We start from the raw sequence: 15,085 nt of genomic DNA on the forward strand, positions 1-15,085 counted from the left end.
CCAAAGGTAAATACTATTAATTAACTGTGACGCAGCGGAAGTTCTATCCGAAATCTAGTACCTTTACCTGGTTCCGAAAAACACTTCAACTCTCCTTTGTGCTGCTCTACAATTATCCGATAGCTGACAGCAAGTCCCGATTCGACGGTTTGTTCCGCAGGTTGTGCCACCAAAAAGGTATCAGAAATTTGCGCTGTGATATCTTTGCTGATTGCCATGTCGTTATCAGCAATCTCAATACAAATCCGCTGAGCATCGACCACCTCAGTGCTAATCAAAATCACAGGTTTAAATTTGATTGATTCCAACTCTTCCAAGTCTTGAGCCGACTCTTCTAAAGCATCGATCGCGTGATTGATAATATTCAGAAAAGCTTGATTGAGCAGACCTGCATAACACTCAATCTGTGGCAAATTGCCGAATTGTTTCATCACCTTAATGTCTCGCCTTCCCTCGCGAGCAGGCAAGCGGTGCTGCAACAACAACAGAGTATTTTCTAAACCGTCGGAAACATCGAATAACTGCCAGCCCGATCGATCGCTGCGGGAAAAATCCTGTAGCGACAAGATTATTTGGCGGATGCGATCGCTCCCGGTACGCATGGAACTCACAATTTTTAATAAATCGTCGAGAACGAAGTCCACATCCATATCTTGCTGTTTTTGCAGAATTTCCGCTCCGGGAGTAACTAGCTCTTTTTGATACAATCGCAGCAGTTCAATTAAATCGGTAGCGTAGCTTTGGACGTGAGTGAGATTGCTGTAAATAAAAGTAATGGGGTTGTTAATTTCGTGGGCGATACCAGATACCAATTCGCCTAAAGTAGACATTTTTTCACTTTGCAGCATTGGATCGCGCGACAGTTGCAATTCTTGCTGCGTGAGTTCCAACTGCGCCCTCAACTCGCGCGATCGCTTAGACGCGCGCACCCGCCCCAAAAATTCCTGCTTAACTATCGGTTTAAACAGAAAATCGTCAAAAGGCGCGTCCAATTCTGGGAGTTCTTCAAAGCGATCGGCTGTTGTCAGCAGAATAAAATAGGCTGTAGCCAATTGACGATCGGCTTTCACCAGCCGGCACACCTCCAAAAAGTTGATTTGAGGCGAAGTCCCGTCGCAAATTATCACATCCGGCGAAAATTCCCTCGCCAAGTCTAAACCCTCATTACCGTCGGGAGCGACTCTCACCTCATGTTCCTCCCTCCCCAGCAACTCTTGCACGACTTCAACAGTCACAGCATCCGCGACGATCGCCAGAATCTTTGGCATACTTCTACCAGCTCCATAAATTACTTTTTAGGATACAACCGCCAGAATTGCGGTGACATATTTAAAATTCCAAAAGAGTTCAATTCCACCAAAAAACAGCCCATCCCTACTCCCTCAAAACCAAAAATAGCCCATACCATTTTAGATTTTATATTTTAGAGTAAAAAATTGGGAATGACTTACTGTATAATATTTGGGAGCTTGCCTAAAGTTGCATATTTTTTGGGGACTGGTATCACGAGAAGGTATAATTTTAGACGGGTAATGCAAAAATGCAAATTTTCTCCTTCGTAATTAATGTTACATCAGAGCTTTCGGCCGAAAGACTGCTGAGGGCTATCGCAGATACTTTCTCAAATTGCGCCAGGAAACAATAAAAAACTTTAAAATCAATTAATAGTACCGTCAAATTCACCTTCTAGGTCAGCGCCTGGAAATGCCAATTACCAACACCACCTCAACTTTGATTCAAGCCGAAACACTAGAACTATTAGAATGGCCGCGCCTGTGTCAGCACTTGGCTACCTTCGCGGCCACAAAACTCGGCGTCGCCGCCGCCCTCGACCTCCCAATCCCGGCAACTCAAGCTCAAACAGCAGAACTCCTAGCCCAAACTCAGGAAACTTATCAGTTAGAGAGCCGCGCTGGCGGTGCTTTGAGTTTTGAAGGAATCCAAGACATCGGCACTTCCCTGCAGCGAGCCGAACTCCAAGGTTTGCTCAGCGGCGAAGAATTGCTGGCAATTGCTACTACCCTCGCCGGAGCAAGGCAATTGCGCCGGATAATTGACTCTCAGGCAGATGTGCCGACGCTCAAAGAACTGGCAGCCCAATTGCGGACTTATCCCGAACTAGAGCAAGAAATCCACCGCTGTATAGACGATCGCGCTCAAGTAGCAGACAGAGCAACTCCTAAATTAGCAGGAATTAGAGTTCAAATGCGGCAGTTGCGCGATCGCATTTATCAAATCTTGCAGGGGATTTTGCAGCGCCAATCCAACGCCGTACAAGAACAGCTAATTACCCAAAGAAGCGGACGCTTTGTTATTCCCGTCAAAGCTCCCCAAAAAGATGCCATACCGGGCATCGTTCACGACTCCTCGGCCAGCGGCGCGACACTGTATGTAGAACCCCACAGCACAGTCAATCTTAACAACCAAATGCGGCAGTTGCTCAGGCAAGAACAAGCCGAAGAAGAAGCAGTCCGCCGCGCACTCACAGAGCAAGTCGCAGCAGTAAAACCCGATTTAGACAGATTGGTGGTTGTAGTTACAACTTTAGATTTAGCGGCAGCTAAAGCGCGTTACAGTTATTGGCTGCAAGCAAATCCGCCGAAATTTATCGAATTGGGAGAGCCAGAATTAGCACCAAAAAATCCCGAGAAAGAAGATGAGGAACAAGAAGATGAGGAAAACTCAGAAAACAGTCAATTATTAATTCGCAACCTGCGATCGCAAATTACCCTGCGCCAGTTGCGCCATCCTTTATTAGTTTGGCAGCAACAGCACGAACAAGGCTTTCCAGTCGTGCCGGTCGATTTAACGATCGGGCCGCACATCCGCGTCGTCGCCATCACCGGCCCCAACACGGGCGGCAAAACTGTCACCCTAAAAACTTTGGGATTGGCAGCTTTAATGGCGAAAGCAGGAATGTTTGTTGCCGCCCGCGAACCCGTAGAATTGCCTTGGTTCGACAATATTTTGGCCGATATTGGTGACGAACAATCTTTGCAGCAAAGTTTGTCTACTTTCTCCGGCCACATCCGCCGCATCAGCCGCATTTTAGAAGTTTTACACAATAAATCGCAGGCTGAAGGTGAAGAAAATTCAAACCTTCCAATTACCAATTCCCAACAGCAAGACGAAGAAGTCACAGATACACAGAACACTGTTTCTGCTCTCCCAATCCTCAAACCTAAATTACAAATTTCCCAACCCCAAATCCCAATTACCAAATCCCAATTACCAATTCCCAAATCTTTAGTTTTGTTAGACGAAGTAGGAGCGGGTACAGACCCCTCAGAAGGCAGTGCATTGGCGATCGCCCTCTTGAAATACCTCGCCCAACATTCCCTATTAACAGTTGCAACTACCCACTTTGGCGAACTCAAAGCCCTCAAATATCAAGACTCCCGCTTTGAAAATGCCTCAGTAGAATTTGACGACAATTCCATGCAGCCAACCTATCGCTTGCTGTGGGGAATTCCCGGACGTTCCAACGCCCTTACCATTGCCAAAAGACTCGGTTTGCTACCAGAAATTGTCGAAGAAGCTCAAACTTATGTCGGGGGAGCCTCTCAAGATGTCAATCAAGTGATTGCCGGACTCGAAGCACAGCGCCGGAAACAGGAAACCAAAGCCAGAGAAGCAACTCAACTGCTACACCAAACCGAAAAACTGCACAGAGAAGTTTCTCAAAAAGCAGCAGCTTTGCAAGAGCGGGAGCGAGAACTAAAAATAGCTCAGGAAGTGGCAGTAAATGAGGCGATAGGGTCGGCAAAATCAGAAATTGCTCAAATCATTCGCCGCTTGCAGTCGGGCAACCAGACGGCTCAAAATGCCCAACAAGCGACAGATACTTTAAATCAAATTTCTGAAAAACACCTGCCCTCTCGCCAACAACCGGCTAAACCCAAACCGAGTTTTATGCCGAAAGTGGGCGATCGCATCCGCATTCCCAGCTTGGGCCAAACCGCCGAAGTCCTCAGCGGCCCCGATGCTAACGAAGAGTTGAGCGTTCGGTTTGGGATTATGAAAATGACTGTCAAACTAGGAGAAATTGAATCCCTAGACGGTCAAAAACCAGAAACTAAAGCTCAACTAGCCAAGGTAGCAGCCCAAGCACAAGCACTCGCTACGGCTAAAGCCAAGCAAGCAGCGTCGGAACCGACAAAACCCAATCCCGAAATTGCCATTCGCACTGCTAATAATACGATCGACCTACGGGGTGCGAGAGTTTCAGATGCAGAAATCGAAATAGACAGAGCTCTTTCCAAGGCCGTGGAATACGGAGTGCTGTGGATAATTCACGGCAAAGGTACCGGACAGTTGCGGCGCGGGGTTCACGAGTTCCTCGCTTCTCACCCGCAGGTTTCCCGCTTTGAGCTCGCCAGTCAAAAAGAAGGAGGTGCAGGTGTGACGATCGCTTATTTACATTGATTTGTGGCATCCTGTGGCGTAGCATGGTTAGGGGTGAAAATCTATGGGTTTTGCTGATTGCGATCGATCTAACTTGAAACGGCAACTTTTAACCCGCAACTCCGTCCAGCAGTTAGGATTGCCGGAATCAAAGCAACGAGCTATGGAGAAAAATTAACAGATGTGCTGTTGCCCACAGGCCGCAAAGCTTTCATCACTGCATACTGTTTGATATCCTGCCTCAACCTGTCTTAATTTCCCGTGCTGAAGCCATGCGCTCGACCGTAAAGTCCTCCGCTCCCACAAACGAAACGGGCCCATCTCCCAACTGGGAAGAATTGACCCAAAAAGCACCAGAACCTACCCAGTTGGACAACATTAAAGCCCAACTGGATTTAGTGCTGTTAGCCCTAGAAGCACTGGCAGAAATTGGCTCAGAGGCGATGCTCAAGGTAGCAGCCGAACTGAATTTAGAGCCAATGGTAGCCGATCGGGTAGCTCTGTGGCGGCTGCGCCAATCTAACCCGCTGCGGAAAGGCCAGGGAGGGCGAAAAAAACTAGATGTGGAGGAAGCTCGATCGCTGGTTTTGATAAGCTGTCATTTGGCAAAACAGCACCAAGCTTTAATCCGCCGCGCTGTTGCTTTGCTCGAACAAATGGCAGAGCAAAACCGCGAACCTCACACAATCGCTTTGCTGGGAGATTATATTGACAGGTTCAGCAACACTTATGGCTCGCGCATGGAAGATGCAGAAAATTTATCGGCCAGAGAACTGACTGATTTGGCCCTCAAACTCCTGATCGATTTGCTGTTTTACAGCAGTCCCGGCGGCCACCGCCGCCTCTGGCTGGCTCTTCTAGACCGTGCTAAAAATTAAACAACGGTCAACAGTCAGCAGTCAACGGTCAACAGTCAACGGTCAACAGTCAACGGTCAACAGTCAACAGTCAACGGTCAACAGTCAACAGACTTTCTGCTATGGTTCTCAAACGGTACACGCCCCCCACTTGCACGCTGGAAATTACAGCCAAAAGTTCGCCTCTATCTCGCTGGGCGGGCCAACCGGTGTTTAAATCTTTAAGTTTCGAGCTGCGACTCGACGACCCCAGGCTGCCAGATACCCAACACGTTACCCTCAGGGGCGATCGAATTCAACTCGAAACCCTCCACGAAGCTGTCAGCAACTACGTCCAAAACTTGCTCGGCGAATCCCGCGATTGGGAAAGCAACCTCAACTCTCAAACCGGGCTTACCGCAGCAGACCCCGACTCGCCAGAAGCCGCGGCGGGTAACGCCGTCATATTCGATCGAGCCGTCAACACTTCCGAACTAGCAACTTCCAACCCCTACTCTCTCCCAACTTCCTACCTTCCGGTTCCCCCCCGCTTAGAACCCCGCGGCTTGCTCGCCCACAACTTATTTTTAGGATCTTTGAGCGCCGCAGAATCCGGGCCGGTAGTTCCCTTGAGCACCCTGCAACTGTTTGACTTGGCCACAGCACTAGATGACAGCGCCGCCGAAGTGATGGCGCTTCCCAACCTCAACCGCGAGTCCCGACGGCCGCTGTCCTCACCCTGGCTCAAGGTGGCAGCAATGATGGTCGCCAGCGCGGGCCTGACGACAGGAATTATCAAAATGCTCGATCGGGCCGCCACCTCCCCGCAAACCGCCTCAGCCCCAGCCCCCGTCCCCGATCCAAGAAACCCCCAGCTAGCTGCCGGCGTCTCCCCCAGTCCAGTTCCCGCCGTACCGACACCCCCAGCGCCAAAACCCGCAGCCACAAACGCTTTACCGCCCCTGCCGCCCCCGCCCGTCAACACCGCTGCCTCCCCCAGCCCCAGCTTGCCTCCCATCGCCCTCGCCCCAACTCCCCCCACCAACAGACCCAGCCCCATCCAGCAGCCACCCCTGCTATTTCCCCCCAACGGCAGCGCACCCAGCGCCCCACAGAGCGCCCCAGCTTTCCCTCAAGGGCAAACAATCACTATTCCCGCCCCCGAAGAACCGCCCCAGGGCGGCCCCCAAGCACCAGCACCAGTACCCTACCTGCTGCCCCCACTACCGCCGAGACTAGCTCCCGCCGTACCGCCCCCCCTGCCGCCCTCCCTGTCTGCTTCCCGAATTCCCGTTCCCCCGCCGCAAACCTTCCCCAGCCCCATCGAGCCGATTGTCCCCCCCGCCAGTACCGAACTCCCACCTCTTGAGGACGCTCAACCAACCGCCGAGTCCGAGGATAACAACCAGGTGGCGGCGAGCAAAAAAAACCACACTTTATTTGATACAATTCCTCAGGTTTCAGAAGCTAGAACTTACTTTGAGGAACGCTGGAAGCCTCCAGAAGGAATGGAACAAACTTTGGAATACAGCGTGCTGATCGATGAAAATGGGTCGGTTCAAAGTATTGTGCCGATGGGAAAAGCTGCAGCAGATTATATCGAGCAAATTAATATGCCATTAGCCGGCGAGCCCTTTGTTTCTGCCGTTTCCAATGGAAAAATCCCTAAAATTCGAGTTGTTTTGAGGCCAAACGGTCGAGTACAAACCTTTTTGGAAGAGAGTAATTAAACGCTATCAAACACATTGTCCAGATGGGAAATCTAGGTTAATTGCCAATGTTATACAAGTTCAAAAAAAATCAATTTTTAACGGCGGCAGCAGCAGCCAGCCTGTTGACCGTTGCTCCAGTTTGTGCTGCCCATATCTCTTTACCCGTGCGGTCAGAGTCACCAGTCAACAATAGTTTAGTTCAAAATACGGGAGCAAACGAATATTTCCAACAAGGCTTAAATTTTGCCGCCCAACAAAACAGAGCAAGTGCAGAAGCAGCATTTCGCAGAGTAATTCAAATAGACCCCAATTTTGCCGAAGCTTACGCTAACTTGGGCAGCATTCTAGCCAATCAAAACAAATTAACAGAAGCGCTTCCCAATTTTGAAACTGCAATTCGCCTCAAACCTAACGTCCCAGAATTTTATTATATGCTCGGGCAAGTCTTGTACGCACAAAATAAAAGGGCAGAGGCAGTAGAGTCGGTAAAAAAAGCTAGGGATTTATTTAGAAACCAAGGCAAAACTCAAGAAGCAAATACACTCGACCTAGTTATCAAGGACATCAGCAAGTAACACCATTTTAGATTTTAGTATCGTAGGGTGCGCACCGCACCCTAATTTCTAGCATTTTCACAAAAGAATGCAACTGTAGGGAAGCTCGCAACCTTTATGGAACCTGTCATCCCCAATTCTTCAATTCTTTAATCAATCATCTAAAATGGTATCACGGCTTCTGATAAAAATCGTGTTGTGCAGTTGCTCTCAATTCCCTTTTTTTCTATCCCAAACTTTTCCAATCCAATAAAAAACTGCAATCCCGCAAAAACTATATAAAAAATCTTCAATACTAGCAGTACGATTTGGTAAAATCGCTTGCAGCATTTCTTCCGCAGCAGTGAACACAGTAAAAATTGCGGGTCCGAAAGGAATTGAATAATTAAACAAATTAATGTTTTTTTTTCCAGTCGCTCTATGGCACAAAAAAGATGCTATTCCGTACAAAACAAAGTGGCCGAGTTTGTCATAAGGCGGATGAGCGAGAGGAAAGTTGACTAATTTCCCCGTATCTGCTAAAAGCATGATACTGAGAAGAATTAAAAAGTACAAAAAACCAGCAACAATCCAGAATTTTTTTGATAACTTCATCTTGTTTTTGGCAAGACCGACTAGACACAAACCAAGTCCGCGCCACGCGAAACTAATATCAAATCTGGTTAATTACGTATTGTATTTGTAGGCGTCTGCCTACCCGTAGCTGCGGGTTAAATTTAATGTGTTTTCACTGTCAAAACTTGCGGTGGCGACGCATCGGGCGGATAAATAAAATCCACTTCTACAAGTCGCTTTTCTCCCGATTTCATCTCTAACTTTACCAAAGGTTCCCCCTGCTGTCCCCGCCTCTGCACTAAATGCACGTAGCGAGTTTGAGGCACTTTACTGTCATCAGTATAGCGCACTCTGACCGTCCCCCTAAAAAAAGTTTGAGGTGCCGGAGGTTCTAAAAAACTAAGTCCTCCTGAAGTTAATTTGTCTGTCTTAATTGGAGTTTGAATCGCGACAGTTACAGTTTGATTTTTGCTGGTAGAATTGTACAGCGGCAAGCTGAGATTGTATTGAATTCCGTAATTGCCGTGGGCGCGGTATGCTGTATCTGGGTAGCGGACTAGCATCCTCGCACTTTGCACTTGATTTGTGCCCAGCATTCCGCGCGGGAGGCTGCTTAATGGGTAGGAAAATGCTGTTCCGGGTTGGGGAATTGCTAGGTTTGAGGTGGCTGGGTTGTCTGAGAGAAGTGCTCGCCATTCTGAACCTAATGCTACACCTGCAACTCGGCCGTAAATTACTTGACCTTCGGTGATTTCTGGCGGTGTGGGAGCTCGATCGCGCGGCCCGGCTATATTACCATTGTCTAATAAGTTTTGCCATTCTGCTAAGTTGGGCGATCGCTCGTTTCCCTGTGCGTCAACTCGGGCAAACATCGCCAGACTGGCAACATAGACTATACCATCGCTCCGCAACCGCATCAAGGTCGATCGACCGTTTAGCGGCGGTACCAATCCCCGCACCGGTATCGGATGATTCATCAACAGTTGGCTTTTTCCCGGTGGAATAATTAACCCAGGCCCAAAGTCAGACTGTCTCGTTCCTCTCAGAATATCATTCACAGCGCGGCTTCCCGGCCCCGCGTAAATATTGCTGTTTGAATTATCGACTTGCGGCGGCAATTCAATAAAAGGTGCATCGGGTTGGCTGAGATAACTCGCAGCTTGCAATATATCTAATGTTACAGGTTTATTGCCCGGATTATAAACAATTACTCCTTGATACAATGTTCGCAAATCTTCCGGCGAAGCTGCGCGGGCGATGTGGTGGGCAAAAATGTCGAAACGTCCTTGAAACTGAAAGTTTAAATGTGCCGCCGGAAATCTTTTCCCATCCGGGGGAAATGTCGAAAGCAAAATTCCTTCTTGCAGCACTACTTCGGGACTGTTGCTGTTAAATACTGGTATGTTGTCTAACTGTCCGGGGAGAGGTCGCACTTCTTGGATTTGGACGATTTCTTGAGGTGCGGGAGGAGTTTGGGCTAAGGGGATAATTGATAGAAGTGGCAGCATTTTTTGAGGTTTTGCATTTGGTAGATGAGATTTTTTTTGTTAACTGCAGAGGGCGCAGAGGGGGCAGAGAAAGAGAGGGAAGATAAGAACCCGTAAATTTTCGCGTCACGCCGGGTTTGGTACCAAGATTTTGCGTACCCGTCCTAGCAGATATTGTGATTTTTACCGCGCCCACTGTTGTAATATGTAATTGTAAAACTTTGCGGTATCTACTTTATCCATTGCCTGAATTTTTCGCCCTTCATTTTTAATTTTTGTGCGTCCTTGACTGATGCCTTCAGTCACAATTTCTGTTTCCCCTTCCCGCAGTTGGTAAAATTCGGGACGCGCTAAATAAGCGGTTGCCAAAATATCCCAAAAATAGTAATCTTGAGATATTGCTAGGGCATAACACTGTCCTGCTAAGTCGGAAATTGGATATTTGCGCTGTCTTGCTAAGAGATGGGAAAATTCGACAGTCAGCGGTACATTATTAGTGATGTCTAAAGGACACATGACAACGGGAATTTGTGTTTGCCAAATTCTATCGATTGCTATCGGGTTCCAGTAAGCATTCCATTCCGCCAACATATCTTGTCCGGGTTCCATATCTTTGCTAACATTGCCGATAACATTGAGGGCGCCTCCCATTCAGACAATTTCTTGAATTTTGCTTTCAATTTCTGGCGCGATATCTAAAGCTTGCGCTACTGTTGTTAACAGCCCCGTTACCATTAATGTGACTGGTTCGGCTGCATCTTGCAAAACTCGCACCATAAAGTTTTGTCCGGGTTCTGATATTAACGGCGTGTCAATGGTTCCTTTTTCATTTAGAATGGGAAGTCGATCGACTGCAAAGGAATCTCGCCTAAATAACACCGGAAATGGATTCAGTCCCCGCACCGTACTCGCCGCCGCCGGAACTTCAGAACGCCCCATCAAATCGAGGATTTTGCGCGTTGCACTCACCGCCGGTTGAATGTAGCAGTCCGCAGGAGTTACAATTACTCCCAGAGTTTCGACTTCCTCCATTGTCATCAGCAACACGACTGAGAGATAGTCGTCAACTGCACCGTCCTGATCCATTAGTACGAGTTTTTTGGACATTTTGTTTCCCGGTGACTGAATTAGTGTAAAGTACAAATATAAATTTATTTGTTCGAGAAACACAACTGCCTCAACTATATGAATACAGTATCACCTTACGGCTCTTGGAAATCACCTATTTCTTCCGATTTAATTGTTTCTGGAACTGTCGGACTCGGACAAATTGCTATTGACGGCGATGATATTTATTGGGTTGAGGGAAGGCCTTCGGAAGCGGGAAGAAGCGTCCTCGTGCGGCGCACTCCTGACGGTACAATCACCGACGTGACACCGCATCCTTTTAATGTTCGCACTCGCGTTAACGAATACGGCGGCGCTTCCTTTGCAGTTGCTGGCGGTGTTGTCTATTTTTCTCATTTTGCCGACCAACGTATTTATTCTCAAGCATTAGATTCTCAACCCGAACCTCTGACACCTGCTGCTAATTCTCGCTATGCAGATGCGATAGTTGACAAGCAACGAAATCGCCTGATTTGCGTGCGCGAAGACCATGCAGGTGAGGGGGAACCTGTCAATACTATTGTTAGCATTAATTTAGATAACGGCGCAGATATTCAAATCTTAACTCAGGGCAATGACTTTTATGCTTCCCCTCGTTTAAGTCCAGACGGTTCTCTACTTTCCTGGATTTGTTGGAACCATCCAAATATGCCGTGGGATGGCACAGAATTGTGGGTGGCAGAAATTAATGCTGACGGTTCTTTAGGTGAAAAATACTTAGTTGCTGGCGGGGTTGAAGAGTCGATTTTTCAACCGGAATGGTCGCCAGATGGAGTTTTGTATTTTGTTTCTGACAAGTCGAACTGGTGGAATTTCTATAGAACCGTCAATCCCCGCTTGCCGAGGGAACAGAAAGAGGTCGAACCTCTGTGCGAAATGGCGGCTGAATTCGGACTTCCCCAGTGGGTTTTTGGAATGTCTACTTATGCCGTTGTCTCGGAAAGCACAATTATTTGCACCTACACTCAGCAAGGCAAGTGGTATTTAGCGAGTCTTGATTTAACGACAAAGCATTTGACAACAATTGAGACGCCTTACACTGAGATTTCGTCGGTCAAAGCGCAAGGACAAATAGTTGTTTTTTTGGCAGGTTCGCCGACTGAATCTACTGCTATTGTACAACTGAATTTAGCAACAAGTCAACTAGAAATATTGCGCAACTCGAGCAATTTAAGCATCAATCCGGGTTATCTTTCTGCACCGGAACCTATCGAGTTTCCCACGGAAAACAATTTGACTGCTTTCGGTTTCTTCTATCCCCCGAAAAATCAAGATTTCGCAGCACCTGCGGGTGAAAAGCCGCCGCTTGTCGTCAAAAGTCACGGAGGCCCAACTGCTGCTACTTCTAGCAGCATGAATTTGAAAATTCAATATTGGACGAGTCGCGGTTTTGCCGTACTCGATGTTAATTACGGCGGCAGCACTGGTTACGGCCGAGAATACAGAAAAAGACTGCAAGATAGTTGGGGAATTGTCGATGTTGACGACTGCGCTAACGGTGCTAAATATTTAGCTCAAAAGGGTTTAGTTGATGGCGAAAGAATGGCGATCGCCGGAGGCAGTGCAGGGGGGTACACTACTCTGTGCGCTCTTACTTTCCGCGATGTGTTTAAGGCCGGTGCGAGCTATTATGGAGTGAGCGATTTGGAAGCTTTGGCAGGGGATACTCACAAATTTGAAGCGCGCTATCTGGATGGATTAATCGGGCCTTATCCTGAAAGAAAAGATTTGTATGTAGCTCGTTCGCCGATTCATTCCGCCGAACGTTTATCTTGTCCCGTTATCTTCTTTCAAGGATTAGAAGATAAAGTGGTTCCGCCCAATCAAGCGGAAATGATGGTAGAGATATTGAAAGCTAAAGGTTTGCCGGTTGCTTATGTTGCTTATGAAGGGGAACACCACGGTTTTCGCCGCGCTGAAAATATCAAAAGAACTCTTGACGGCGAATTCTATTTCTATTCTCGGGTGTTTGAGTTTGAGTTAGCTGAACCTGTGGAGGAAGTGCAGATTTACAATCTTTAGAAAAAATTAAGGTTGCAGTTGCTCTGTTTGTGCTGAGACGCAACTGCAATCTATAGCATAATTTGCAAATATTGAATGTGATGTCGTTCACTAATTTGGTTGTTTATTCTCACACTTTTTTGCTGTTTATTGTCACAGGTTTGAAGACAATACACTGACAAAATTTTAGAGTGCGATCGCCTTTTGTTACCGCAAAAATGCCCGAGCACGATCGCCGAGTGAGAGAGCCAATTACTATGCAAACTCCTGTCCACCTGATTCCATGTGCTTTGGCCGAGCTGTTTGCCGAAGTGAATCATAATGGCTACATTACTCTAGCCGATAGGTACGGTTTGATGGCGGCTATTTTTGACGAAAATTTGACTGAGGAAGACAAACGCTCGATCGATCGGCTGCTGCGCTCTGTGTGCCGGGGAAGGATAAAATTAGTTAACGAATTGTCTACGATCAGGTAAGTGCCGAGAATTTTTATTGACGGTAATATTAAAAATTTCCACAATCAAAAAACTCCTAATTGTCTCGTAATTGGGACTTCGATCCAGCAAACTATTTTTAATTTTTCATCGACTTAGGACTAACGCAAAAAAAGGTTTGGTACGCGAATTATAGCGGTAAGGTGCACACTGCGCACCTTACCGCTATAAAAGTTTTGCGTAAGCGCTCAACAAGTTTAATGTGCAGACATAGCTTTAGCAAACTGCAACTTGCTCAAACTTTCTTCAGGCTGAACATCCATCTGATAGCTGAGTGCCGAAGGAATTCCGAGTACGCAGCACGGAAAATTATTACCTAGTTCCTTAACCAGCGAGTGGTTGCCCGAATCGCAGCCCAAGAACAGTAAATTTGCAGATTCTAATTCAACCACATTTCTCAGTTCTGTAGCAACCCGCCCGATACGCAAATGAGCTTTGAATAAACCGCGCCATTCCTCAGCCAAACAGCGGGCTTCCCACAGCAACCTATCTGCTACCTCGTACTCATTATTTTGGCCAAAAACGGCTTGGAAATAATCCGGATCGAGCCAAGTGTTTCGTTGGAATACTGATAGGGTTTCCGTTGGAGGTAAAGCGATCGCAGGCGCTGCACAATTAAGGGCGAATGTTTCCTCTAAATCCGACACTTTCTGGGCTGCCAAGGCATTTTTTACGGCCAATTTGCAAGTATCTTCGCCGTAACTTTTGGGCGCTTCGTCGATAACGTAGACGACTTGAACTGTGACTTCTTCAGTTGTTACTAAACGAGTTTGATGCGCCATCCAAAGGGTAATGTCCAGAGCTATTTGACTTTGGGGAGAACTGTTGTAACCAACAATAAAATTGATAGTTTTTGCCTGTTTTGGAGATTTTGATTTCTTAGAACCTTGCACTGGCTCCGGCAGCAACACCATTTCTTCTGCTAAATTTTGGTATCCCAATGCACTTTCAAAACGCGCTAAAATTGTTTTGAGATTCACAGGCTTGACCTCTTTTAAGTGAATTGTTTTATCTGTCCGTCGGGAGTTATTCGTCTTGGGTAAAGTAGCGATCGAGAAAATTCAAAGCATAGTTGCGGAGTTCGTAATACTCCTGGGATTCCCGCAACTCTTGGCGATCGCGCGGGCGCGCAAACGGCACTGACAAAATTTCACCTATCGTCGCAGCCGGGCCGTTTGTCATCAGCACAATGCGATCGGACATATAGATAGCTTCATCCACATCGTGAGTAATCATCATTGCAGCTTGTCTGTGATTTTCCCAGATATCCAGCACCTGTTTCTGCAACTTGCCGCGAGTCAGAGCATCCAGCGCTCCAAACGGTTCGTCCATTAATAACATTTTCGGTCGAATCGCCAAAGCTCGCGCAATCCCAACCCGCTGTTTCATGCCTCCTGAAATTTCGTCTGGATATTTATCGGCTGCTGCTGTTAAGTTTACCATTGCTAAATGTTCGTTGACAAGACTAATCTTCTCCGGGCGGCTGAGACTTTGCAAAACTTCATCAACTGCTAACCGAATATTTTCCCGCACCGTCAGCCAAGGCAGCAATCCGTAGTGCTGAAATACCATCATGCGATCGGCTCCGGGTTTGCGAATTTCTTTTCCTTCCAGTGTCACTATTCCGTCGCTCTGTTTTTCCAAACCTGCCACTATTTTTAGCAGCGTTGATTTGCCGCAACCAGAGTGACCGATTACCGAAATATATTCGTTTTCTCCAATACTTAAATTGATATTTTCCAAAACGCTAAATTCGCTACCGTCAGCATTTTTATACGACTTGAACAAGTTGTTAATTTCCAGAAATTCAGGCTGCTTATTGACTTGGCTGCTGGCTTCGATAGAAGTAGAAAAGTATTGAGTCACGGTATTCTCCTAAAAAGTAGTAAAGTGTTAATTTGATTTCCGAACGGTTGCGTAAACCGTAAGGCGCGC

Annotated in this window: 11 protein-coding genes and 1 pseudogene; 6 read left to right on the forward strand and 6 right to left on the reverse strand. The window is 47.1% G+C overall.

Translation table 11 applies throughout. The features are described from left to right. Nucleotides 1-20: 20 nt before the first annotated feature. The gene (locus QUA54_RS01930; protein ID WP_333412837.1) at nucleotides 21-1,268 is read right to left on the reverse strand and encodes an ATP-binding protein; all 1,248 of its coding nucleotides are present in this window, start codon (nucleotides 1,266-1,268) and stop codon (nucleotides 21-23) included. Nucleotides 1,269-1,731: 463 nt separating this feature from the next. On the opposite strand from QUA54_RS01930, the gene QUA54_RS01935 reads away from it, so the two are divergent. From QUA54_RS01935 to QUA54_RS01950, 4 genes are all read left to right on the forward strand, one after another. Then, a complete protein-coding gene (locus QUA54_RS01935; protein ID WP_333413038.1) occupies nucleotides 1,732-4,425 on the forward strand; it encodes an endonuclease MutS2 in 2,694 nt (897 codons plus the stop codon). 251 nt (nucleotides 4,426-4,676) lie between these two features. Next, nucleotides 4,677-5,282: a DUF3038 domain-containing protein gene (locus tag QUA54_RS01940; RefSeq protein ID WP_172192148.1), complete on the forward strand. Its 606-nt coding sequence runs from the start codon at nucleotides 4,677-4,679 to the stop codon at nucleotides 5,280-5,282. 101 nt (nucleotides 5,283-5,383) lie between these two features. After that, complete coding sequence (locus QUA54_RS01945; RefSeq protein ID WP_333412839.1) at nucleotides 5,384-6,970, forward strand: DUF4335 domain-containing protein; 1,587 nt, start codon at nucleotides 5,384-5,386, stop codon at nucleotides 6,968-6,970. 47 nt (nucleotides 6,971-7,017) lie between these two features. Then, nucleotides 7,018-7,527, forward strand: coding sequence for a tetratricopeptide repeat protein (locus QUA54_RS01950; protein WP_333412841.1), 510 nt, complete (start codon nucleotides 7,018-7,020; stop codon nucleotides 7,525-7,527). Between the two features lie 189 nt (nucleotides 7,528-7,716). On the opposite strand, the gene QUA54_RS01955 is transcribed toward QUA54_RS01950, so the two are convergent. The 3 genes and pseudogenes from QUA54_RS01955 to QUA54_RS01965 all read right to left on the reverse strand — a co-directional run bounded on the left by QUA54_RS01955 (nucleotide 7,717) and on the right by QUA54_RS01965 (nucleotide 10,655). Continuing rightward, nucleotides 7,717-8,100, reverse strand: a complete 384-nt coding sequence (locus tag QUA54_RS01955; RefSeq protein ID WP_333412843.1) for a VanZ family protein — start codon at nucleotides 8,098-8,100, stop codon at nucleotides 7,717-7,719. Between the two features lie 122 nt (nucleotides 8,101-8,222). Continuing rightward, the gene (locus QUA54_RS01960) at nucleotides 8,223-9,569 is read right to left on the reverse strand and encodes a DUF3370 domain-containing protein (protein WP_333412845.1); all 1,347 of its coding nucleotides are present in this window, start codon (nucleotides 9,567-9,569) and stop codon (nucleotides 8,223-8,225) included. Nucleotides 9,570-9,731: 162 nt separating this feature from the next. Beyond that, nucleotides 9,732-10,655, reverse strand: a pseudogene (locus tag QUA54_RS01965) (nucleoside hydrolase). Nucleotides 10,656-10,733: 78 nt separating this feature from the next. Here QUA54_RS01965 and QUA54_RS01970 point away from each other — a divergent pair. Further along, entirely contained in the window at nucleotides 10,734-12,677 is a 1,944-nt protein-coding gene (locus QUA54_RS01970; protein WP_333412846.1) for a S9 family peptidase, read from the forward strand. 236 nt (nucleotides 12,678-12,913) lie between these two features. Beyond that, entirely contained in the window at nucleotides 12,914-13,132 is a 219-nt protein-coding gene (locus tag QUA54_RS01975) for a hypothetical protein (protein WP_333188714.1), read from the forward strand. 215 nt (nucleotides 13,133-13,347) lie between these two features. Here QUA54_RS01975 and QUA54_RS01980 read toward each other — a convergent pair whose 3' ends face one another. Both QUA54_RS01980 and QUA54_RS01985 read right to left on the reverse strand, forming a co-directional pair. Beyond that, nucleotides 13,348-14,130, reverse strand: coding sequence for a universal stress protein (locus QUA54_RS01980; RefSeq protein WP_333412849.1), 783 nt, complete (start codon nucleotides 14,128-14,130; stop codon nucleotides 13,348-13,350). A 46-nt stretch (nucleotides 14,131-14,176) separates the two neighbouring features. Next, nucleotides 14,177-15,016, reverse strand: a complete 840-nt coding sequence (locus QUA54_RS01985; protein WP_333412851.1) for a nitrate ABC transporter ATP-binding protein — start codon at nucleotides 15,014-15,016, stop codon at nucleotides 14,177-14,179. Nucleotides 15,017-15,085: the final 69 nt, after the last annotated feature.

Origin of the sequence: Microcoleus sp. MOSTC5 (assembly GCF_036701825.1) — a bacterium.
Lineage (GTDB): Bacteria > Cyanobacteriota > Cyanobacteriia > Cyanobacteriales > Microcoleaceae > Microcoleus > Microcoleus asticus.